This window comes from Streptomyces sp. NPDC051662, from assembly GCF_040681655.1.
In the GTDB taxonomy this organism is placed as follows: Bacteria; Actinomycetota; Actinomycetes; order Streptomycetales; family Streptomycetaceae; genus Streptomyces.
The window spans coordinates 21,631-44,076 of sequence record NZ_JBFAZD010000007.1; the positions used below are offsets into that span (position 1 = coordinate 21,631).

Below are 22,446 nucleotides of genomic sequence, written 5' to 3' on the forward strand. Positions count from 1 at the left end.
TGGTCCCTCCGGGTCATGCCGACGCCGACGGGCTGCCGACGCCGCCGATCCGTGAGGGTTCAGTATTCCTGTGAGGTGATGCGTGGATCACGACGACTATGCGCCGTTTTCAACGCTTTATCCGCCAGGCGTCGCGGGTCATTCCTTGCGGTACTGGTACGCCTCCGCCGCCGCGGCCGATACCGCGTCCAGATCGCCGCCCGCCGAGGCGGTGACCATCGCGGCCACCGCGCCCTCCACGAACGGCGCGTCCACCAGCCGGGCGCCCTCCGGCAGTTCGTCCCCCTCGGCGAGCAGCGACTTCACCGTCAGCACGGCGCTGCCGAGGTCCACCAGGATCGCGATCCCGGCCCCCCGGTCCACCTCGGCGGCGGCGGCCACGATCAGCTCGGAGCTGGTGCCGAGCCCGCCGTCCGGGGTGCCGCCCGCGGCGGCCACCGGGGCGGTCGCACCGCCGCCCGCCAGCCCCCGCGCCAGTGCGGCGACGGCCATGGCGACCGGTCCGCTGTGCGACACCAGCACGATGCCCACCGGCGCCTCGATACTCATTCCGTCGCCCCCGCCGTCCCCGCCCCTGTCCCCGCCGCCGTTTCCGCGAGTGCGCCGATCAGCAGGGCGGAGGAGGTGGCCCCCGGATCCTGGTGCCCGATGCTTCGCTCGCCCAGATAGCTCGCCCTGCCCTTGCGCGCCTGGAGCGGTACGGTCGCCAGAGCCCCTTGCTCCGCCGCTTCCGCCGCCGCCGCGAACGAGATGCCCAGCGCCTCGACCGCCGGCTCCAGCGCGTCGAGCATCGTCTTGTCGCCGGCCTTGGCCCCGCCCAGCTGGGCCACCGCCGCCACCCCGGCCCGCAGCGCCTCGGTCAGCTGCGCGGACGTCACCTCGGTGGCATCGCCGAGTGCCTTGCCCGTACGCCGTAGCAGCGTCCCGTACAGCGGCCCCGACGCACCGCCCACCGTGGAGATGAGCCGGCGTCCCGCCAGCGTCAGTACGTCACCCGGACCGGCCGGATTCTCCTTCTCCAGTACGGTCACGACCGCCCGGAAACCGCGCTGCATATTGGTGCCGTGGTCCGCGTCGCCGATGGCCGAGTCCAACTCGGTGAGCCGGTCCGCCGCACGCTCCACCGCGGCGGCCGTCGCGGTCAGCCAGCCGCGGAAGAAGCCGGTGTCGAGCACCGGGCCGGGATTCTGATCGGTCACGTGATCTCCTCACCCCGTGGGTCGTTCCCTGCCGACCCTGCTGTCCGTCCCTGCCGTGCCGGATTCCCGTCGGTACTCAGCGGCCCCAGCGGAGCGCGGCGGTCTCGACCGGCGCGTCCCACAGCCGCAGCAGCTCCTCGTCGACCTGGCAGAGAGTCACCGAGCAGCCTGCCATGTCGAGCGAGGTCACATAGTTGCCGACGAGAGTACGGGCCACCGCCACGCCACGCTCGGCCAGCACCCGCTGGACCTCGGCGTTGAATCCGTACAGCTCCAGCAGCGGTGTGCCGCCCATGCCATTGACCAGAGCGATCACCGGGGCCGACGGCCGCAGATCCTCCAGCACCGCGTTCACGGCGAAGTCCGCGATCTCGTGCGAGGTCATCATCGCGCGCCGCTCACGGCCGGGCTCGCCATGGATTCCGATGCCCAGCTCCAGCTCGCCCTCGGGCAGGTCGAAGGTCGGGCTGCCCTTGGCGGGTGTGCTGACGGCGGTCAGGGCGACACCGAAGCTCCGCGCGCTCTCGTTCACCCGCCGGCCGATCGCCTCGACCCGCTCCAGCGGCTGCCCCTCCTCGGCCGCGGCCCCGGCCATCTTCTCGACGAACAAGGTGGCGCCCGTACCGCGCCGGCCCGCCGTGAACAGGCTGTCGGTCACCGCCACATCATCGTTGACCAGCACCTTCGCGATCTGCACACCCTCGTCCTCGGCCAGCTCGGCGGCCATGTCGAAGTTCAGGACGTCCCCGGTGTAGTTCTTGACGATGAACAGCACCCCGGCCCCGCTGTCGACCGCGGCGGCGGCCCGCACCATCTGATCGGGCACGGGAGAGGTGAACACCTCACCGGGACAGGCGGCGGAGAGCATTCCGGGCCCGACGAACCCGGCGTGCAACGGCTCATGCCCGGACCCGCCCCCGGACACGAGCCCCACCTTCCCCGCGACGGGCGCGTCGCCCCGTACCACCACACGGTTGTCCACATCGACGGAGAGCCCGGGATGCGCGGCGGCCATACCTCGCAGGGCGTCCGCGACGACCGTCTCCGGCACATTGATGAGCATCTTCAACGGTATCTCCCAGGTGGGCTAGCTGATGGGCCTCTGACCAGCGTTTTTGCAGGTCAAGATGTGTGTGAGCGCTTAGTGATCTTGGCGGGGGCCGGCGCTTCGAAGCGGGGTCCGGCGGTACTGCTGCCGACCTCATGCCGACTTCTCTGACACATCATCAGCTCCCTCTCAGGTGGTCCGGCGGGGCGGTCTGCCGCCCGACTCCAGTATCGATCGGACCCGGCCAAGTGGCACGGCATACGACGTGCTCGTGGCCGAGAGGTGTCCTACCCGGGAGCGTCCAGACGGCACTTCGTTGGCCGTTGCGCCCAGTCACCGCGCAGCTGGGGCCCTGAGCGCGGTCGGCCGCCGTCTCCACCGTGGGCCGGGGCGAGCGGTCACGGGAAGCCTCCCGGCCGCAGACGCGGCAGACTCCACACATGCCGGCGCACCCTCGCCCGCGTCTTCGCGATCTTCACCAGGGTGGCCTCGCCGAGCGCGGCCGGCGTGCGCCGGGCGGTGGAGTCCGAGGCCGCGAGCCCGAACAACGGCCGCTGACGCAGCCGGCGTTGCTCGGCCTCCGAGGAGTTCGCCGCCCCCGGCACGATCGCGATCGCGAGGTGCACCAGGACCCCGGCACGGGTCCCGTCAGCCGGTTGGCGTTCACACTTCGGGGGAAAGATCCGCGGGGTCTCTCCCTCTCGCGGAACTCGGCATCATCGCTCGGGCCGGCCCTCCGGCCGCGCTGGTTTCGCTGTCACTTCGCTGTCACGAGGAGGCTGTCCAGCACGCGGAAGGTCGCCACCGGCCGGTAGAGGGAGGGCTCGCGGGAGACCAGCCGCAGGTTGGGGAACCGTTCGCGAAGCATGGTCAGCGCGACGCGCAGCTCGATTCGGGAGAGGGGGGCGCCGACGCAGTAGTGGATGCCGTGGCCGAAAGCCAGCTCTTGGGTGTCGCGCGACCGGGCGGGGCGGAAGGCTGTCGGCTCCGGGTAATGATCCTCGTCATGGCATGCGGAGTTCCACAGGAGCGAGACCATGTCGCCGGAGCGGATCGATTGCCCGGCGATCTCGGTGTCACGGAGCGCGACACGTGTGATCCACGCCAGCGAGCTGTTGAGCCGTATACATTCCGCGATGAGTTCATCGGGGTTGTCGTCGAGCGAGGCCCACTCGTCCTGGCGCAGCAGAATCTCGACGCTGTTGGAGAGGGCCGCGGCGGTGGTCTCCACACCTGCCGCGAGCATCGCCATGACGAGGGCCGTGACTTCGTCGCCCTGCACCCGGTGCCCGCGGACGTCGCTGTGGGCGAAGAGACTGATGAGGTCATCGCGGGGGTCGGTGAGACGTTCTTCGATGATCTTCCGGACATAGCCGCGCCAGTCCTCCAGATCCCGGCCGTACTGGATCAGCGTCGGCTCGTCGACCGCGTGTGAACCGACGAGGACCGTGAGAAGCTTTCGGTTCCACTCGATGAAATCCACATGGTCGGCCTTCGGGATTCCGACGAGTTCCAGGACCACGGACGAGATGAGCGGGAAAGCGAATTCGGTGACGAGATCGAACTCGGCCCTTCCGGCGACCTTGTCCAGATGCTCAGCGGTGATCCGCCGGATGGTCGGCTCGAAGTTCGCGATGACACGGGGCCGGAAGCCCTGGGCCGCGACAGCACGGCTCTTGGAGTGGACAGGCGGATCCGAGAGGGCCAGCGGCGGGAAGTCGTCGTAGTACCAGTCCAGGAACCGCTCGACATTCTCGGGCATGCCTTTCGGTCGGGGGAGGGTCTCCGCCGAGGAGAAAGTCTCGTGGTCCTTGAGTACCGTGAGAACGTCGTCGTAACGGGCGACGCACCAGACGCCGAGTTTCTCGGAGAAGAATACTGGGCTGGACCTTCTGGCTTCGGCATAGACGGGGTAGGGATCCTGGAGGTGTTTGCCCAGCGGGTCGAACCGTACGCCAATGGGGGATGTCATGGCTGATCTCCTCGGGAATTGGGGTACAGGAGGGAGGATCGAGCGATCTCTCACCGGCCAAGGACATCGGCGAGATAAACGGGATTGCCTTCCTTGAACTCATCGGGGTGATCGTAGCGCCCGATATTGAATCGCTCCGTTTGCTCGTGATAGTCGAAGTTGCCTCGGACGAGTGAGAGATAGTGATCGGCGATCGTGAGCGCTCGGCCGCGTTCGACACCCGTGATGCCGGCTGCCGCCAGCTGACTCGGCAGCTCACGCCGTGCGGTGTTCATCCGGTCGATGCATTCGTTGGCGAAACCGCCGGCCACCTTGAGCGCGGAATCGACGGCGATTCGATGATTCTGCTCGATCAGCAGAACCGTGTTGCGATGGTCGCCGTTGGCGCGCTCTTTCTCCACGGACCGTATGTCATTGATAATTCCCGTGTGCTCGACTGCCGACCTTCGCAGATTGATCATGCAGGGTAAGCGCCGGGTGAGCTCCGTGACTTCGAATCCGGCCGCTATCTCGCACAGGTCGAGTAGCATGAAATTACCGACATTGTCGCGCCTGTGTTCGCGGTATTCCCAGAGTGCAGGGAGCCGCTCCGACGCTCGATCCACCATTTCCGCATAGTCGCTCCACAGCCATTCGCGAATATGGTCACGGAACACCGTGCGCCAGTTCGGTGAGAGGTGGGACGGTAAGCGCTGCCATAGATCGGAAAGTGCGGCGTGCGCCCTCGGTAACCCATTGCTCAGCGCGGGGGCGGAATGCGCTCCGGTGTCGATGACCCGTAACAGGGAATCGATGTCCCGGGCGCACCGTTGCGCATCCTGCCCCTCGGATCCGCTGTGGTCGAACTGGTCATCGACAATGAAGAACCATGCCATCCATTCGCTGAGGTAGGGCAGCGTTTCACCATCGGCCGCCGGGATGTACAGTGCCGTGATAATTTCGGGTCGCGTGCGACGGAGGTGGTCAATGGTCGGAAGCGTGGGGCACAGTTCGAAGCGTTCCAGCCATTGCCACATGTCCGCTGCCGCCAATTCCACCGTCGCGCCGACTTCATTCTCGGGGAAGGGCATGGAGAGGTCGATTCCACTCAGCGGCGTTGCCGATTTCATGCGAGTGCCTCCTGTGTCATGAGGTGAGGAGTGACAAGTGATCGATGTTCGAAACCCTGATGACGTGATGGTGTTGCGGGTGGCGGGATTCCCGGAGCTAATTTTCCTTTGGGACTCCGTCAGGTGAAACCAGCGGTTCCGCGCGGTCGATCACGCGCATCCGCAGTCCACGCGGTGTCAGCGCCAGGGCCGCGGCCGGGCGGACCTCGTGGCGCGATGCGGGGACCAAGCGCCAGCGGGCCGTAATAGTGGCCAGGGCGAGCACGACCTCGTTGGTTCCGAACTCGTCGCCGACGCATTTGCGGGCGCCGCTGCCGAAAGGGATGAACCCATTGCGCGGTGGCTGCGGTCGCCGGCCGTCCCAGCGATCGGGGTCGAAGCTGTCGGGCTCGTCGAACAAGTCGCCGCGGTGGTGTACGAGATAGGGGCTGAAGATGATCGCCGACCCCGCTGGAACGCTGTGGTCCCCGAGGCGGGTATCAGCGGTGACCGTACGGCTGAACATCCAGACGGGCGGGTAGAGACGCAGGGTTTCGGTGACAACGCGCCCGGTCATTTCAAGCTCGGGTAAGTGTGTGAAGGTGGCGGATCCCCCGCACAGGACTCTGTCGACTTCGTCATGCAGACGCCGTTCGATGTCGGGGTGGATCGCGACCAGGTGCAGAGCCCATGCCAGTGCTGTGGCGGTGGCCTCCGCTCCGGCAAGGAACAAGGAGATGACCTGGTCGCTGATCTCCGTGTCGGTCAACCCCTGGTCCTGCCCGGTGCCGTCGGTATCCTGGGCGACGAGCAACGCCGACAGCAGGTCTCCTCGATCCGTCCCGTCGTTCCTTCGGTCAGCGATGATCTCGCTGAGCATCTTGCGCAGACGGGTTCGGGCCCGAAAGTAACGGCGATTACCGGGGGTGGGCAGGACGTTGAGCTGAGGTGCGATCGTCCGCCGGTAGATTCCGCTCATGACGGTCGCGAGATCCTCAACGGCATCGTGGAGGGTGGTTGGCGACAAGGTACTTGAAAGCATTGTCTCCACCAAGGTTGTCGCTGTGAGGTGCGTCAACTCGGCCAGCACGTCCAGGTCCCGATCGGTGCGCCATCGGTCGGTGGCGGACCGGATCTGCGCGGCCATCACCTCTGCGTATCCGGGCATTCTGTCCCGGTGGAACGCCGGTTGCACCAGGCGTCGCTGTCGCCGGTGGTCACTGTGCGGGCAGGTACCGAGGCCGTTGCCGGCCACCTCTCGGATCCGGTCGAAGATCGGTCCGCCCTTGTCGAAGACGCGGTCGTTCAGGAGGACTTGGCGTGTCAGCTCCGGAGTGCACACGACGATGACACTCGCCGTCCCGAGGCGGATGCGAACCGCGTCACCGTGGACCGGCAGGGATGCGAGGAAATCGACGGGGTCTCGAAGCATCGGCAGGAGATGCCCGAGGAGCGGGAGGCCGCCAGGAGCTAAAGGGATTTCTCCTGTCGACATGGCCGAGGTTCCTGTTTTTCCGGTCATCGAGTTGCCTTTCGATTCGGATAGGGCGCGTGATTGTTTCGCTGTTCTCAGTGCCCACGCAAGACGGGCCACGGTTCGAGCATGAAATACGGCCACTGTTCATCACGTCGCGTCGCGAAGCGATTGCCGTGTCCGGCGTGCTCATTCCGTCGGCCGAATCGGCGGTCGGCGACGGAGTAAGTGGAGGCGGCGGCATGGAGAACCGCAGCGCGCAGCGCCGGGCCGAAGAGACAGGCATCCTCGGGCCAGTGGGCGGCCGACCGGCAGGCCCCCTCATAGGCGCAGGTCAGGGAATTGCGAAGCGGTGGTTCAGCGGGCAGAATTCGGCGGAACAGAATATGAGCCACGTATCGGTTCGCGAAATGACGGAGAAATAACGGGATGTGCTAAACGCGCTTTTACTCTAGGACATCCGTTCCCCTGCGGCAAGGGTGCCTCTACGGCGCGAGATTGCCCCAGAGGCAAATGGCGTGTTTTCGGGGAGCGGGCCTGTTTCACATATCTTGCCGGGGTGTTAACCTCGATTTTTCGGCGGTCGTGAGTGTATGGCCGGGCTGTTGGTTCGCCCTGTTGGTTTCACGTGATCGCCGGCTGGGCCTTCGCGTGTCGCCCCGACCGTGTAGCGGACCGTGCGCCGCGAGGTGTTCAACGCTTCCAGGTGCTCCAGAAGCTCGTGGGTGCTCGACAGTCTCTGGGCGCCGACGCGCTGGGGCAAGATGGAGCCATGAGCATCGTCAAGATCAATGTGTTGCAGGTTCCGGCGGAACAGCGTGAGGTGCTGGAGAAGCGCTTCGCGTCCCGGGCGGGGTCGGTGGAGAACTCCGACGGATTCGAGTGGTTCGAGCTGCTGCGCCCGGTCGAGGGCACCGACCAGTACCTCGTCTACACACGCTGGCGCAGCGAGGCCGACTTCCAGGCGTGGATGGAGGGTCCGATGAAGGCGGCCCACCAGCGCGGCGGAGACGGCTCTCCTCAGCAGAAGCCGGCGGCTTCCGGCTCCACCCTGTGGTCCTTCGAGGTGGTGCAACAAGCCGCCCCCAAGACCGCTGACGGCAACTGACTCACCCCGAACCCCAAGGAGCCACCGGCCGCCTGTTCGCCGCGCCCGTGCCGTACGGCGGGAATCACGGGAACCACGGGAAACCGGCGAACATCCCGGAGGCGGCGATCGACGGGCACGGCGATGGACGGTCAGGAATCCACCCTCCGCGCCGTGTTCGCCGACCGCGCCGGAGTCCGTTGTTCTCGATAGTCGCGACCTCTGTTCATGCCGCGTTCGGTTTGTCGTCCGAGACTCGGGGATCGCCCCCCCTGAGCTTTTGAACGAGAGGTCCCATCGTGCAGGACAGGAACAGCGAAGATCCCGAGTTCGCGGCGATCTCGCGGCGCCGACTGGTCAAGTTCGCGGGCGTCGGGGCGACGCTGGCGGCCGCGAGCCCGCTGGTGGGCGGTGGTACGGCATGGGCGAGCGACGACGAGGACCGCGAGCGCGGAAAGTCCGACGACTCCCGCCACCGCGTATGGCGGGCCGGTGACCACCATGTGCACTCGGAGTACAGCGGCGAGTTCGACACGTCGACGACGCCTCCGACGTTCCACAAGGGTGCCGACGCCGTCTACCCGATCGTCACCAACGCGATCATGGCCAAGCACTTCGGCCTCAGTTGGGTGATGTGCACCGACCACGGCGGTCCGACGCACTCGAAGGTCAACCTTGAGCAGGCCTACCCCGATCTTCTGCGCTCGCGCGTACTCGTGCCCGGGGTGCTCCAGTTCTGGGGGATGGAGTTCGACGCACCGGCTCTGGACCACCACACGCTGATGATTCCCCACCACAGCGACGAGGCACAGCAGCTGTTCGAGCTGGAGAGCCGCTTCGCCAAGTACGACGCCTTCCCCACCGACGGCGGCCGTGACACCGAGGCGAAGATGATCGAGTTCCTGAAGACCGCGAAGGACATGAGGCGCAAGCCGCTGGTGATCGCTCACCACGCCTCACGGTCGGCGACCGGTCTCGGTGTCTACGGGCAGGACACCCCGCGGGAGTTCCGTAACGGCAACAACGCCGCACCGGAGATCTACATCGGCTTCGAGGGCGCCCCCGGCCACCAGGCAGGTCCGCTCAACGGTGGTGCGCGCGGCGGCTACGGAAACTATCCGACCCACGGCGGCTTCGACCAGATGACCGCGCGCGTCGGCGGGCTCTGGGACGCGCTGCTCGGCGAAGGCCGGCGCTGGTGGATCACCGCGACCTCGGACTCGCATGTGCACTGGACGCGCGGCGGCTCGGACTTCTGGCCGGGCGAGTACAGCAAGACCCATGTGCTGGCGCGGCAGGACTACGCCGACATCATGGACGGACTCCGCAACGGGCGGATCTGGGTCGGGACCGGGGATCTGATCACCAGTCTCGATCTCACGGCGAGCAACCGCGGTGACGACGCCGCCATGGGTGAGACCCTCACCGTAAGCCGCCGCAACCGCACCGACGTTGAGATCGAGATCAGGTTCCGGCCGCTGGAGGGCAAGAACGCCAATGGCGACCGCCCGGAGGTCCGGCGTGTCGACCTGATCGTGGGTCAGATCACCGGACCGAGCCCCTCGCTCGACACCGACACCAACCCGACCACGAAGGTGGTGGCCCGGTTCGGCCCGAGCGACTGGCGCAAGCAGGGGAAGGAATACGTCATCCGGCACACCCTGCGCAATGTGGAGAGCGACCTCTACGCGCGCGTGCGCGGCACGAGCACGGACGAGGCCGAACCGCTCGCCGACGGAAAGGAAAGCCCCTGGGACGACCTGTGGTTCTACTCGAACCCTGTCTTCGTCCGGGTCCGCTAAGTCCTGTCTGACAAATCCCGCCTGGCTCCCGCCTGGCTCCCACCAGCCCGCCGAGAACATGTCGGCGGGCTGGTGCGTGGCCGTCCGGCCCTGCGCTTCACCGGGACGAGTACGTCAGCGAGCGCACCGCAGAGCGGACAGATCGACCGCGTCGGCCATCGCCTGCATTCCCTTGTCGTTCGGGTGGAGATGGTCGCCGCCGTCGAAGAACGGCAGGATCCGCTGCTGGTCGTAGGGGCTGCGGGTGATCCTGTCGAAATCCGTCACGGCGTCTAACGCGCCGCTGTTCCTGATCCAGTCGTTGACACCCCGGCGTACGGCCTCGGCCTCGTCGTCGTACTCGTACCAGCCCTTGAACGGCATGACGGTCGCGCCGACGACACACTTCCCGGCGGTGTGCGCCCGGTCGATGATCCGCCGATAGCCGGCGATCAGATCGTCCGCCGTGACACCGGTGTGCGCCTTGATGTCATTGATGCCCTCGAACAGGAAGACCGTGCTGACCCCGGGCTGGGAGAGCACATCACGCTCCAGCCTGTTGAGCGCGGACTCTCCGGCCCCGTCCGCGAGTACCTTGTTCCCCGAGATGCCCTCGTTCGCGACCCCCTTCACGGTGCCGCCGGACGCGGCCTGGAGTCGCCGGGACAGATAGTCGGGCCAGCGGCGGTTCCCGTCCGTGCTTGAGGCCCATCCATCGGTGATGGAGTCCCCGAGGGTCACCACCGCACCGATCCGCGCGGGCGTCTCCACACTGACGGCGTCGAGCCAGTACCACGAGCCCATCGGATCGCTCCAGTTGGCCGCGCCCTCCTCCGCGGTGTGGTCACCGGCCGCCGCGTAGGACGTTTGCATGGCCATTCCATGACCGGTCGTCGCCCCCTGGGCACCCGTCACATACAGGCTGACGACGAGATCGCTCTCGGCGGCCAGCCTCCCGGGCAGCGGATCGCTCAGCACGGTCTCACCCGCGGGTACGGTGACGGACGCGGCCCCGCCGAACGTCAGCCGCCGGTTGGAGCCGCGTACCAGCTCGGCCCCCTGTTTCCGCAGCCCCGCGTAGGCGCTGGCGAAGGTGACCGGGTGGTCGCCGAAGGCGTTGGAGAGCCGGATACGCAGGTCCGTACCGCCGACGCTGGTGCGTACGATCAGCCGGTAGCCGCGGTCGGCGGGGCCGGCGCCCTGTCTCTCCGCGGCGGCGCCCCAGGTCACCACGGTGTGCGTGTTCCGCCCGGACACCTGTGCCTCCTGCGCTGTCCGAGTCGCCGGGGCCGCCTGTGCCGACTGCGCCGCCGGGGTCGCGGTCAGTGGCCCGAGGACCGCCATGACCAGCGCGCATACGACCCCCACCGCCCGATGCCGGTACCCGGACCGTATCCATCGGCTCCTGGGGTGTGCCGGGTTGTCCCTCATCCGAGGTTTCGCAGGGTGAGGGACTCACCGGGCTTGAGGCTGATCTCGCGCGTGGTGCCACCGGCGACGAGGGCCGTGCCACGGCCGCCCACACTCCGCAGCGTCGCGCGGGTGACCTTGCCGTTCCGCCAGCTGACGTCGGCGACGAAGCCGCCCCGGACACCCACGCCCGAGACCGAACCGGAAGCGGCCCACGCCGTGGGCAGCGCGGGCAGCAGCTCGATGTGCCCCGGCCGCGAATAGACCAGCATCTCGATGATCGCGGCGGCGGTGCCGAAGTTCGCGTCGATCTGGAAGATGCCACGCCCCTGCTCGACCTCGTAGATGTCGAAGAGGTTCATGGCGCTGCCGTTGCCGCCATCGGCCGACGGCTTCAGATTGTTGACGACCAGCTGGTACGCCTTCTCGGCGTCCTTGAGCCGTGCCCAGCACAGACCGCGCCAGGCGTTGGCCCAGCCGAAGCTGTTCATACCGCGCGCGTCCAGGAGGGCCGTCGCGCCCTCGACGATCTCCTTCGGAGTGGAGCCGTCGGGGCGGATCCTGTCGCCGGGGAAGAGCCCGACAAGCGGGGAGAGATGCCGGTGTGTGGTCTCGCCGAGGTTGTCCGGCGACATCCACTCCTCCAGCCAGCCCGTCTTCGGGCTGACCCCGGGCAGATACAACCGCTCCCGCAGCCGGTCGACGGTCCTGCCGTAGCCGGTGTCCCTGCCGAGCGTCCCGGTCGCGGCGCGGTAGTTGTCGAACAGGTTCCACACCAGTTCCTGGGCATAGGTGATGCCCTTGGCGTCGAGCGGACCGTGCTCGGGGGACCAGTCGCTGTCGGCGATCAGGACCTCGCGCGAGGCGCCGGACGCGTCGGTGACGGTCGTCGTGAGAAGGCGGGCCTCCCAGAACTCCACGGCGCCCTTGAGCAGGGGGTAGATCTTGTCGAGGTACGCGCGGTCCTGGGTGTACTCGTAGTGCTCGTAGAGGTTCTGGCAGAGCCAGGCGTTGCCGGCCGGGTGCCACCACCAGCCGCCACCGCCGTACGGGTTGGTGGAGATGGCCACCGTCCAGCCGGCGATCGTGCCGCGGGAGTTGCGGTACCTGTTGGCCGGACTGTTGAACAGCCGCTGGGTGATGTCCGTCCAGGAGGGCAGCTGCGCGAGGCAGTAGTCGGCGAACGCGTCGAAGCAGTCGGACAGCCCCGCCCGGTCGGCCAGCCAGTAGTTCATCTGGATGTTGATGTCGGTGTGGTAGTCGCTCATCCAGTCCGGGTCGTTGCCGTCCAGCCACAGGCCCTGGAGATTGAGCGGCAGGCTGCCCCGCGATCCGGAGATCATCAGGTAGCGGCCGAACTGGAGGTAGGCGGCTTCGAGTTCCGGGTCGGGCACACCGTCCCGGTCGCGCGCCCGCACCCGCTCCCAGGTGTCCAGTTCGCGCTGTGCGGCGGACGACGCGCCGAGATCGATGCCGAACTGTCCGAACACGGCCCGGAAGTCGGCGACATGGGTACGCAGCAGGCTGTTGGCGGAGTGGCCGGCCGCGTCGAGGACCTTGGTCCTGGCCAGGCGCTCCGGTTCCAGCGAAGGGTTACGGAAGCCCGCGGCGGCGTCGGGCGCGTAGTTGGTACCACCGCTCACGACGACGGTGAGGTCCTGGCAGCCGCTGAAGGTGATCGACGTACCGTGCACCCGGACCGTGCCGGTGCCGCTGTGGGCGGTGACGGCCGCGCCGTACTTCAGACCGTTGGCGAAGGTGGCGCCGAACGACGCGTAGCGCTCGGCACTGTTGGCGCTGGTGGATTCGCCGTGGGTGCCGGCGAGGGTGATGGTGCCGGTGTACGTGCCTCCGCCGCGCTGGGAGAAGTGCAGGACGATGGCGTCATCGGGACGGCTGGCGAAGATCTGCCGCCGGTAGCTGACCCCGGCGAGGTCGTACGAGGTGGTGACCAGGCCCTGGGCGAGGTCGAGGGTCCGGCGGTAGTTGTGTACGCGGCCCAGATCATGGTCCGGGAGGGCGACCGTGAGTTCGGCGAGAAGGGTGAAGGAGCCGAAGTCATCACGTCCGTAGGGGAATTGACCGTCGCTCTGGAGTGTGTCGTTGAGCCCGCCGGTCCACAGGGTGGCGTCGGTGATGAGCAGGAGTTCGGCGGCGGGATCGTTGCTCGCGAGCGCCCCGAGGCGCCCGTTCCCGACCGGCAGCCCCTGCTCGATCATCGAGCCGGTGTCGCCGGGGGCCTGCCACCACAGCTGGTTCCTCGCGGCGTTGGCCGGGGACAGCAGGGGCGACTCGATGGGGCGGAGTGGGGCCGCCGAGGCGGTGAAGGCGGGCAGGGCACCGAGTGCGGTGGCCGCCGCGCCTGCGGCGGTGAGAGCGAGAAAACCTCTGCGGCTGCGGCTCGGGCTGCCGCTGGGGTGGTCGTCGGGGGAGGACGAGGGGGTGTGCGGGATGTCCACGGGTGTGCACTCCATATCCGGGGAAACGCGCAGGCGGGAACGGCGGCTGCGGACCGTCGGTGTGATGTCGGGGGATCACTTGGTGGTGTGCGGGGGCCGGCCATGGGCACCGCGGGGGCCGGCACGGGGCCCGGGGCGCTGTCACCGGGCCCCGCGGGGGTACCTCAGGAGCGCGGTACGTCGATCCTGTCGAGATCGGGCGCGTATCCGCTGCCGCTGTCGAACGTGATGGTGTTGGAGCCCGCCTTCAGGGCGAGCTGGACACTGACGGTCTTCGCGGTGCCCCAGTCGCCGGTGGAGGGGAACTTCAGGCTGCTTCCGTTACCGCTGTTGGAGGAGACGGTCACCGAACGGGCGTCGCCGCTGACATAGCCGACCCGGACGGTGTAGATCCCGTCCTTCCTCACGGTGATGTCGTTGAACGTCAGCTTGCCACCGGTGTAGAGGTTGCCGACCTTCTGGCCACCGGAGCAGGCGTCGCATCCGGCGAGGGAGGCGTTGCCCGTCAGTGTGTTGGCCGTGGACTCGGCCTCGTAACCGGTGGTGGGCAGGGTCTCGCCGCCGGGCCTGACCGTGAACAGCCGTGAGCCGTGTGCGGGCAGCGCCGCGGTGATCTTGTTCTTGTGGGGCCCGAGGTTCTCCTTGTTCCACAGATCGCGCACGGAGGCGTTGCCGGTGAACCCGAAGGATGCCCAGTGGGCCGTGACGGAGGCCGGGGAGTCGCCGAGGTTGAACAGGGCGACGGTGTAGCTGCCGTCGGAGTTCTTGGTGCCCCAGACCTGCTGGTCGCCCATCGGGGTGACCGGGCGTGCCACGGGCGAGTCGCTCTGGTCGACGGCGATGACTTCCCGGTTGGTCAGCAGCGAGACACCGTAACTGTCCAATCTGGTGAGGTCGTCACCGGTGTACAGGGGCGACTTGCTGATGGCCCACAGGGTCATATAGCTCTGCCGTTCGGCCTTGGTCAGACCGTCCATCTCGCCGTTGCCGACATCGATCGCGTCGAAGTCGTTCCAGCCTCCTGGACCCGCCTTGTCGCTCCACGCGGGGGCGTCGTCCCATCGGTCGTTGACCGAGTTCTCCCAGGTGACCAGCGTGTTGCAGTAACACTCGATGTCGGTGTCGATGCGCCAGCCGTTGGAGTACCGCTTCCAGTCGGCGGCGTGGCCGATGTCGAGCGACCAGGAGAGCTGGAGGTGGATCGGGCGCCCGGTGGCGGCGATGGCCTTCTGCCAGGCGGCGACATCGGCCACATTGTTGTAGTTGTCACCGGACTTGAACGAGCCGGGACCGACGCCGTCCAGCTTGAGGAAGTCATAACCCCAGTCGGCGAACAACTGGGCCTGCGAGTCGATGTACTTCTGTGCGCACGGGTCGGTGAAGTCCAGCTTGTAGGAGCTGTCCCAGCCGTTGGTGGTCCGCAGGTCCGAGTGGACGATATCGGCGGTGGTGCAGCCCGGGGCGTTCCAGATCGGCACCTTGCCCTCGCCGTACGCCTCCTTCTCCAGGCCGACGGGCAGATAGATGCCCGCCTTCAGGCCCTTGGCATGGATATGGTCCGCGACCGGCTTCATGCCGCGGGGGAACCTCACCGGGTCGTTCGTCTGCCGCCCGTACTGGTCGAACCCGGGCTTCCAGTCGTTGTCGCGCCACCAGCCGGCGTCGAGGTTGACGTGGTCGTACCCGTACTTCTTGAGCTTGGCGGCGAGGGCGTCCGTCTGCTTCAGGACATTCGCCTCGGTGAGATAGCTGTAGTCGCCGTCCGGGTTCAGCCCCGGGTACTTGGAGGACTGCATGCTCCAACTGGACCAGCCCATATACGGCTTGGCGGCGATGTCGGCGACGCCGGCGGCATCGGCGGCATCGACGGCATGGGCGGCATCGACGGCCTCGGCCACGGACGAGGCCGCCGTGTCCCGGGTGGGAGACGTGGCCTCGGCGGCGGGAACGGCCGTGGCGAGTCCGGCGGTGACGGCCAGGACCAGCATGGCTCTCATGGTCCGGCGCGGGGAGCCCGTCCGGGCTGCCGGCGGGGCGGGGTACGAGGATGACCGCATGGGGTCGCACCTCCTGTTGTCGGGTCACGGGGATCGCGCGGGTGGAACCGGGCAGGGGACGTGCGTGCCTGACGGTCGGGGTCGGCCTGCCGCTCACGGTGCCGGTCGGGAGAGCGGGTGGGCGGTACGTCGGGCCGCGGCTCAGCCCTTGCCCGAGCCGATGGTGAGCCCGCTGATGAACTGGCGCTGGAGCGCGAAGTAGACCAGCAGGGTCGGGATCGCGGTCAGCAGGGCGCCCGCCGCGATGAGGTTCGGATTGGTGAAGTACTGGCCTTCCAGATTGGCCAGGGCCGAGGTGATCGGACGCTTGTCACCGGTCTCGATCAGCGCGAGGGACCAGAAGAAGTCGTTGTAGATCCAGATGGATTCCAGCGTCGCGAGCGCCGCGAACGCCGGCCGGCACAGCGGCAGCACGATCTGGAAGAACTGGCGCCACACCGGAGCGCCGTCGACCAGAGCGGCTTCGAAGATCTCCTTCGGGATCGTCTTCATGTAGTTGCTGAGTACGAAGACGCAGAAGCCGCACTGGTAGGCGATATGAATGAAGATGATGCCCCAGAGCGAGTTGTAGACGAGCAGCGAGTCGCTCATCCACGGCGGCAGCGGTACCAGCAGATACAGCCGGTACAGCGGTGTGATCAGCACCTGTGCGGGGATCAGGTTCCCCGCGGTGAAGAGGATCAGCAGCGCGATGTTCCAGCGGAAGTCGAACCGCGAGACGAAGAAGGCCACCGCCGCGGCGAACAGCAGGGTACCGAGGACCGCGGGAATGGTGATGAGCACCGAGTTCCAGAAGAAGCGCGGCATCCCGGACTGGCTCCACGCGTCCGCGAAGTTCTGCAGACCGATGTCGCGCGGCCAGGACAGATAGCCGTGCTTCGTGGTGTCGGAGTAGGGCCGCAGGGAGGTGTAGACGGCCCACAGCAGCGGAACGAGCCACAGCAGCGCGATGCCGCTGAGCATGAGGTGCCGTCCGGTCTGCCGCTTCGGCCCCCGGGGAGCCTCGGTGGTACGCGGAAGCGGGGGGTGTGACCGGGGGGCCGGCGGCGTGACGGTCGCGGTCACTGGTCCTCCTTGCGGAAGGTCTGGAAGAGGAACGCCCCGATCGCCGCGAGGGAGACGAGGAGCAGGATGACCGCGAGGGCGGACCCGTATCCGATATGGCTGGACTCACCGATGATGTTGTCGGTGATGAGGAGGGACAGCAGCTCCATGCCGGGCTTGCTGCCGGTCCCGCCGCCGAGTACGTAGACGATGTCGAAGGCGCGCAGGGACTCCATGACGGTGACGACCACCACGATGATGTTGACCGGCTTCATGGCCGGCAGCACCACCCGCAGGAAGGTCTGGCGTCCATTGGCACCGTCGAGCGCGGCGGCCTCCTTGAGCGCCGGGTCGAAGCCCTTGAGGCCCGCCAGATAGAGAATCATGATGTAGCCGGCGTGCCGCCAGCCGGAGGCGACCAGTACGGCCCAGAGGTTGAGGTCGGGATTGCCCAGCCAGTCGATGTGGTGACCGGAGGACACGGCGCCGATCACCCCGTTCAGCAGTCCGTTGTCCGGGTTGTAGATGATCTCCCACATGAAGCCGACGACCGCCAGGGACAGCACCATCGGCATGAAGATGGCCGTCTGGTAGATCCGGGTGAAGCGGATCTTGCGGTCCAGCTGGTAGGCGAGGAAGACCCCGAACGGAGCGGGCAGCAGCACCGTGAACAGCAGCCAGATCACGTTGTGCTGCACGGCCGGCCAGAACGGCGGGTAATTGGTGAAGATCTGGTGGTAGTTGTCCAGTCCGACCCAGTGGATGTCGGACAGGCTCAGACCGTCCCAACTGGTGAAGGACAGACCGATGGAGGCCAGCGCCGGCAGCCACACGAAGACCAGCAGGGCGATCAGCGGGATGCCGACGACCACCGACAGAAAGAGGCGGTCACCAGGACCGAGCCGGCGAGGACGGGACTGCGCGCGCGACGGGGACCGGGGCGCGGTACGCACGGAGGACATGGTGGAACCTCTCCGGTGGGATCAGGCCGTGAAGAAGCGCGAGCGCTGCGACTCGATCTTCTTCAGCAGGGCCGAACCGTCGTCGGGGTGGTTCAGCCACTCGGTGAAGCCGGGCTCGACCACCGTGGAGATGAATCCCGGATCGCTGTCGCGGTCCCCGAACTGGGTGATGTGCTTGGCACCGGCGATGAGTTCGGCGGACTTCTTCTGGAGCGCGTTGTACGAGCCGGTGGTGGCGGCGGAGTTGACGGCGACATTGCTCGGGTCGACGCCCATGTAGAGGTTCTCGGCCTTGGCGCCGCCGAGGAATTCGAGGAACTCGCGCGCGGCGTCCGGGTTCTTCGGCTTGCGGCTGAGCATGAAGCCGTCGGTGGGCGCCTCGACCGCGTCCTGACCGTACGCCGGGTCGATCTCGGGGAACGGGAAGAAGTCGATGTCGGAGCGCAGGGATTCGTCGGTGACCTGCTGTCCCAGGAAGAGACCGATGATCGCCATGCCGGACTTCTTGTCGAGCAGCGACTGCGCGGCGTCCTGCCAGGAACGGCCGCCCGCGCCCTTCTGGTAGTACGGGGTGAGCTCGCGCCACAGGTCGATGGTCCTGGCGGTGCGCTTGTCGGTCCAGGAGACCTGACCCCGCATCAGGGACATATGGAAGTCATAGCCGTTGGCGCGCAGATTGAGATAGTCGAAGGCACCGAGGATGCTCCAGATGTCACCGCCGCCGTAGCCGGACGCGATGGGGGAGAGACCGTCCTTCCTCATCTGCTTGGCCAGCGCCGTGAACTGACTCCAGGTCACGGGGATCTCGTAGCCGTACCGCTGGAAGACACTCTTTCGGTAGAAGACGGCCCACGGGTAGTTGTACAGCGGGACGAAGTAGTACTTGCCGTCCTCCCCCTTGGAGAGTTGCTTGGCGGCGTCGCTGTAGCCGGCGCCTATCGTCTCCCACACCTCGTCGATGGGGCTCGCGAGGCCCTTCTTGGCGAAGTACTGCATGCGGTAGCCCGCGAACCAGGTGAAGACATCGTCCGGGGTGCCCTGGAGGTAGGTGGAGATGCTCTTCTGGAACGTGTCGTGGTCGACCGTGTTCGTCCTGACAGTGAGCTTGCTGTCCTTCTCGAAGGCGTCCGTCACCGCGGCGTACGCCTTCTTCGGTGTGGCGTCCGCGCCGTTCGAGCCGAAGGTCACCGTCTTCGGGTCGGACGCGGGCCCTCCGCCGCAGGCGGCGAGGGCGGGCATGGCCAGGGCTGCGGCCCCGACACCGAACAGCCCCTGGACCACCCTTCTGCGGTGTGGACCAGCGGGGGTCCGGGGGGTGCGGCTCTGCAGCGTCATCGCTACTCCTATTGCGTGTCGGATCCGATGAAGGACTGGATCGCGGTGGCCGCGGCCCCGCGCGCCCACTCCTCGAAGGGCAGCGGACGTGTCATCACGTCGCACTGCGCGGCGGTGCCGAAGGCGGACGCGGCGAACGCGTCGCGGATGCCCTCGGCGAACAAGTCGTACGCGGCCAGGCCCTCGCCGGAGATGATCACCCGTTCCGGACCGAGGACATTGACCACCGAGCCGATGGCCCTGCCGATGGCCTCGCCGGCCCGCGCGTAGACCTCCCGGACCCCGGGGTCCCCGCCGTGGGCCAGTTCCAGCGCCTCGGCCGCGGTGGCCACGGGCCTGCCCGTGGCCTCCCGGACCCCGCGCAGGATCGCCGGATCGGCCGCGATGGCCTCGACACATCCGTTGTTGCCGCAGTGGCAGGGCGGACCGAGCGGGTCGATGGACAGATGTCCGATCTCGCCGGCCACGCCGTGCGCGCCCGACACCACCCGTCCATGGACCACCAGGCCACAGCCGATACCGGCGCCCACGGTCACCAGGGCGAAGTCGGAGAGCCCGACCCCGGCCCCGAACCACTGCTCGGCGACCGTCAGCGCCCGTACGTCGTTGTCGACCGTGACCAGCAGACCGGTCGCGGTGCCGACGATCCCGGCGAGCGGGATGTCCCGCCACTCCAGGAACGGCGAGTAGCGCACCACACCGTCCGTACGGTCCACATCACCCGAGACGGCGATGCCGAGCCCCCGCACCTGTACACCGAAGCCATCGGCCTCCAGGAGCAGTTCGCGCACCAGCGCGGTGAGGGCGGGGAGTACCGCCGCGGGCTCACGGTCCGTGAGCCGTACGTGCCGGGCGACCCGGATATGGCAGCACAGATCGGCCAGGACGGCGATGATCTCGTCGCCGGTTACCTTGATCCCGATGAACAGCGCTCTGCCCGCGTCGACCCGTACCAGGTTGGCCGGACGACCGAGAGCGGGCGGCGCGCCTTCGTCCACCCCTTCGACCAGATACCCGACCTCCATCAGCGGGCGCACCGCCTTGGTGACCGCGGCCGGGGACAGCCGGGCCCGCCGCCCGATCTCGGCCCGGGTGAGCGGGCCGTGGGACAGCACGGTCGTGAAGACCAGGGAAGCGGCCGGCGTCGTCGCCGGGACCGCCTCATGAGGAGTGGTTGAGCGCATGGCCGGAAAGCTAGGGTGATTCTTTTCTGCTGTCAATGAAAGAAACAGACTTCATGTGAAGGACCTTCTGATGGTGCTGACAACCTGTAAAAGCCAGATCCAGTGCGGGTGTTGACAGCTGATCGAAGGAGAGGTTGGCTGCTCACCTCTCCTGTGGCGCTAATCGAACGCGAGGATCAATGTCTCTGATCTCCTTCGCCCCGGCCTCCGGGGTCTGGCTGCTCTCCACCGCGCGCACGTCGTACGCGCTGCGGATCGATGACACGGGAGCGCCCTGCCACCTCGCGTGGGGACCGCCGCTGACCCTCGCGGCGGCCACGGAACTCGTACCTCCGCCGGCCGTGGAGATCAGCAGTTTCGAGGGCCGTCCGGCGGCCGGCGAGGAGTTGCCCGTCGACGGCGGGGCCCGGTACGGGGCGCCCTCCCTGCGGGTACGGTTCGCCGACGGTACGCGCGCCTTCGAGTGGCGGCCGGTGGGCCACCGCACCAGCGCGCCGGCGCCCGGGACGGCCGAGCTGGCCTTGGAGTTCCGTGATCGCCACTACCCGCTGACGGTCACATTGCACTACCGCGTCCACGAGGACACCGATGTCATCGAGCGCTGGACCGTGCTGCGCAACACCGGCCGGGAACCGGTCTCGCTGCCCCGCGCGGACTCCGCGGCCTGGACGCTGCCCCCGCGCGACGACTACCGGATCAGCCATGTCACCGGACGGTGGTCCGCGGAGGGCGTGCTCCACCGGGAGCCGGTACCGCACGGCGAGACCGTGCTCACCAGCCGGCGCGGCATCACCAGCCATCATGCGAACCCCTGGCTGATGCTGGACGCCGGCGACGCCACCGAGGACCGGGGCGAGGTGTGGAGCGCGGCCCTGGCCTGGAGCGGAAGCTGGCACGTCACCGTGCAGCGCACCCCCGACGGACGTACGGCCTTCACCGGCGGAGCCGGACATGACGGTACGTCAGTTCCGCTCGGTCCCGGCGAGGAGTACGCGACCCCGCGCTACGCGGCGGTGTACACGGACGGCGGCTTCGGCGCGGCCAGCCGCGCCTGGCACGCGTACATCCTGGCCCATGTGCTGCCGCACCCCGAGGAGTTGCGCCCCGTACTGTTCAACTCCTGGGAGGCCACCGGCTTCGAGGTGGACGAGGCCGGGCAGAAGGCGCTCGCGGCGCGGGCCGCGGAGCTCGGTGTGGAGCTCTACGTCGTCGACGACGGCTGGTACGGCGGACGCCGCGACGACACGGCCGGACTGGGCGACTGGGTGCCCGCGGCCAAGGGCTTCCCCGGCGGGCTCACCCCGCTGATCGAGGAGGTCCACCGGCTCGGTATGCGTTTCGGTCTCTGGGTGGAGCCCGAAATGGTCAACCCGGACAGCGATCTCTACCGCGCGCACCCGGACTGGGTACTGCACTTCCCGCACCGCACCCGCACCGAGCTGCGCAACCAGCTCGTGCTCAACTTCGCCCGGGACGATGTCGCCGAGTGGGCGTACGGCTGGCTGACCCGGCTGGTCGCGGAGAACGGGATCGACTTCCTCAAGTGGGACATGAACCGCGCCTTCAGCGAGGCCGGCTGGCCCGGCCGCGCGGACGGCGAGGATGTGTTGTGGACGCGGTACACACACCATCTGTACGAGGTCGTCGACCGGCTGCGCGCGGACCACCCGGGACTGCGGATCGAGACGTGCAGCGGCGGTGGCGGCCGGGTCGACCTGGCCATCCTCTCCCGTACGGACCAGGCGTGGCCGTCCGACAACACCGACGCGGCCGACCGGGTCTCGATCCAGCACGGATTCGGCCAGATCTACCCGGCACGGACGATGGCGGCCTGGGTGACGGATGTGCCCAACCAGCTCACCGGCCGCTCGGTGCCACTGCGTTACCGGTTCCATGTCGCGATGGCGGGGGTGCTGGCCGTCGGTGGCGATCTCGCGCGCTGGACGGCGGCGGAACGCGCCGAGGGCGCCGAGTGGGTGGCGGAGTACAAGAGAGTCCGCCATATCGTGCAGCACGGCACCCTGCACCGGCTGCGCGGTCCGGTCGACGACGCGCCGTCCGCCGTGCAGTACACCACCGCGGACCGGCGGGAGGCGTTCGTGCTGGTCTGGCAGCGGGCCCCGCGCCATGGCACACCGCGCCCCGCCCTCAGGCTCGCCGGTCTTGACCCGGCCGCGCGCTACCGGGACACCCGTACCGGCGCCGTATGTCACGCGTCGGTACTGACCGGTTACGGGATCACGCCCGACCTGCCGGCCGGGGACTGGTCGAGTACGTCCCTGCATCTGATCAGGGTGGACGAGGAGGCATAGGAGACGGCGCGGGAGCCGGGGCCGGCGGCGCCGA

General features: G+C 67.9%; 18 protein-coding genes. 4 read left to right on the plus strand and 14 right to left on the minus strand.

Going from position 1 to position 22,446, the window contains the following annotated elements:
• Positions 1-138 precede the first annotated feature (138 nt).
• The 7 genes from AB0M67_RS13930 to AB0M67_RS13960 all read right to left on the minus strand — a co-directional run bounded on the left by AB0M67_RS13930 (position 139) and on the right by AB0M67_RS13960 (position 6,802).
• Positions 139-549, minus strand: a complete 411-nt coding sequence (locus AB0M67_RS13930; protein WP_365745578.1) for a PTS fructose transporter subunit IIA — start codon at positions 547-549, stop codon at positions 139-141.
• A complete protein-coding gene (dhaL, locus tag AB0M67_RS13935) occupies positions 546-1,175 on the minus strand; it encodes a dihydroxyacetone kinase subunit DhaL (protein ID WP_365745796.1) in 630 nt (209 codons plus the stop codon). Before dhaL ends, AB0M67_RS13930 begins: the two co-directional genes overlap by 4 nt.
• A gap of 100 nt (positions 1,176-1,275) precedes the next feature.
• Entirely contained in the window at positions 1,276-2,268 is a 993-nt protein-coding gene (gene dhaK / locus AB0M67_RS13940) for a dihydroxyacetone kinase subunit DhaK (protein WP_365745579.1), read from the minus strand.
• A gap of 377 nt (positions 2,269-2,645) precedes the next feature.
• Positions 2,646-2,873, minus strand: coding sequence for a hypothetical protein (locus AB0M67_RS13945; RefSeq protein WP_365745580.1), 228 nt, complete (start codon positions 2,871-2,873; stop codon positions 2,646-2,648).
• A 131-nt stretch (positions 2,874-3,004) separates the two neighbouring features.
• Positions 3,005-4,219, minus strand: a complete 1,215-nt coding sequence (locus AB0M67_RS13950; protein ID WP_365745581.1) for a cytochrome P450 — start codon at positions 4,217-4,219, stop codon at positions 3,005-3,007.
• 50 nt (positions 4,220-4,269) lie between these two features.
• Positions 4,270-5,328: a hypothetical protein gene (locus AB0M67_RS13955; protein WP_365745582.1), complete on the minus strand. Its 1,059-nt coding sequence runs from the start codon at positions 5,326-5,328 to the stop codon at positions 4,270-4,272.
• Positions 5,329-5,425: 97 nt separating this feature from the next.
• Entirely contained in the window at positions 5,426-6,802 is a 1,377-nt protein-coding gene (locus AB0M67_RS13960) for a cytochrome P450 (RefSeq protein ID WP_365745583.1), read from the minus strand.
• A gap of 56 nt (positions 6,803-6,858) precedes the next feature.
• Here AB0M67_RS13960 and AB0M67_RS13965 point away from each other — a divergent pair, with 56 nt between their 5' ends.
• The 3 genes from AB0M67_RS13965 to AB0M67_RS13975 all read left to right on the plus strand — a co-directional run bounded on the left by AB0M67_RS13965 (position 6,859) and on the right by AB0M67_RS13975 (position 9,670).
• Positions 6,859-7,206, plus strand: coding sequence for a hypothetical protein (locus AB0M67_RS13965; RefSeq protein WP_365745584.1), 348 nt, complete (start codon positions 6,859-6,861; stop codon positions 7,204-7,206).
• 347 nt (positions 7,207-7,553) lie between these two features.
• Positions 7,554-7,889, plus strand: a complete 336-nt coding sequence (locus AB0M67_RS13970; protein ID WP_365745585.1) for an antibiotic biosynthesis monooxygenase — start codon at positions 7,554-7,556, stop codon at positions 7,887-7,889.
• Positions 7,890-8,167: 278 nt separating this feature from the next.
• Positions 8,168-9,670: a phosphoesterase gene (locus AB0M67_RS13975; protein WP_365745586.1), complete on the plus strand. Its 1,503-nt coding sequence runs from the start codon at positions 8,168-8,170 to the stop codon at positions 9,668-9,670.
• Positions 9,671-9,784: 114 nt separating this feature from the next.
• Here AB0M67_RS13975 and AB0M67_RS13980 read toward each other — a convergent pair whose 3' ends face one another.
• The 7 genes from AB0M67_RS13980 to AB0M67_RS14010 form a co-directional block, all read right to left on the minus strand.
• Positions 9,785-10,993, minus strand: coding sequence for an SGNH/GDSL hydrolase family protein (locus AB0M67_RS13980; protein WP_365745797.1), 1,209 nt, complete (start codon positions 10,991-10,993; stop codon positions 9,785-9,787).
• An 83-nt stretch (positions 10,994-11,076) separates the two neighbouring features.
• Positions 11,077-13,512, minus strand: a complete 2,436-nt coding sequence (locus AB0M67_RS13985; RefSeq protein WP_365745799.1) for a glycoside hydrolase N-terminal domain-containing protein — start codon at positions 13,510-13,512, stop codon at positions 11,077-11,079.
• A 170-nt stretch (positions 13,513-13,682) separates the two neighbouring features.
• Complete coding sequence (locus AB0M67_RS13990) at positions 13,683-15,575, minus strand: carbohydrate-binding protein (protein ID WP_365745587.1); 1,893 nt, start codon at positions 15,573-15,575, stop codon at positions 13,683-13,685.
• Positions 15,576-15,716: 141 nt separating this feature from the next.
• Entirely contained in the window at positions 15,717-16,640 is a 924-nt protein-coding gene (locus tag AB0M67_RS13995) for a carbohydrate ABC transporter permease (protein ID WP_365745588.1), read from the minus strand.
• Entirely contained in the window at positions 16,637-17,581 is a 945-nt protein-coding gene (locus AB0M67_RS14000) for a sugar ABC transporter permease (protein ID WP_365745589.1), read from the minus strand. Before AB0M67_RS14000 ends, AB0M67_RS13995 begins: the two co-directional genes overlap by 4 nt.
• A gap of 21 nt (positions 17,582-17,602) precedes the next feature.
• Entirely contained in the window at positions 17,603-18,916 is a 1,314-nt protein-coding gene (locus AB0M67_RS14005) for an ABC transporter substrate-binding protein (protein ID WP_365745590.1), read from the minus strand.
• An 8-nt stretch (positions 18,917-18,924) separates the two neighbouring features.
• Positions 18,925-20,100 (minus strand): ROK family transcriptional regulator, encoded by a 1,176-nt coding sequence (locus tag AB0M67_RS14010; RefSeq protein WP_365745591.1) that lies wholly within the window; start codon positions 20,098-20,100, stop codon positions 18,925-18,927.
• Positions 20,101-20,279: 179 nt separating this feature from the next.
• Between AB0M67_RS14010 and AB0M67_RS14015 the strand changes: the two genes are divergently transcribed.
• Positions 20,280-22,412, plus strand: coding sequence for an alpha-galactosidase (locus AB0M67_RS14015; RefSeq protein WP_365745592.1), 2,133 nt, complete (start codon positions 20,280-20,282; stop codon positions 22,410-22,412).
• The last annotated feature ends 34 nt before the right edge of the window (positions 22,413-22,446 follow it).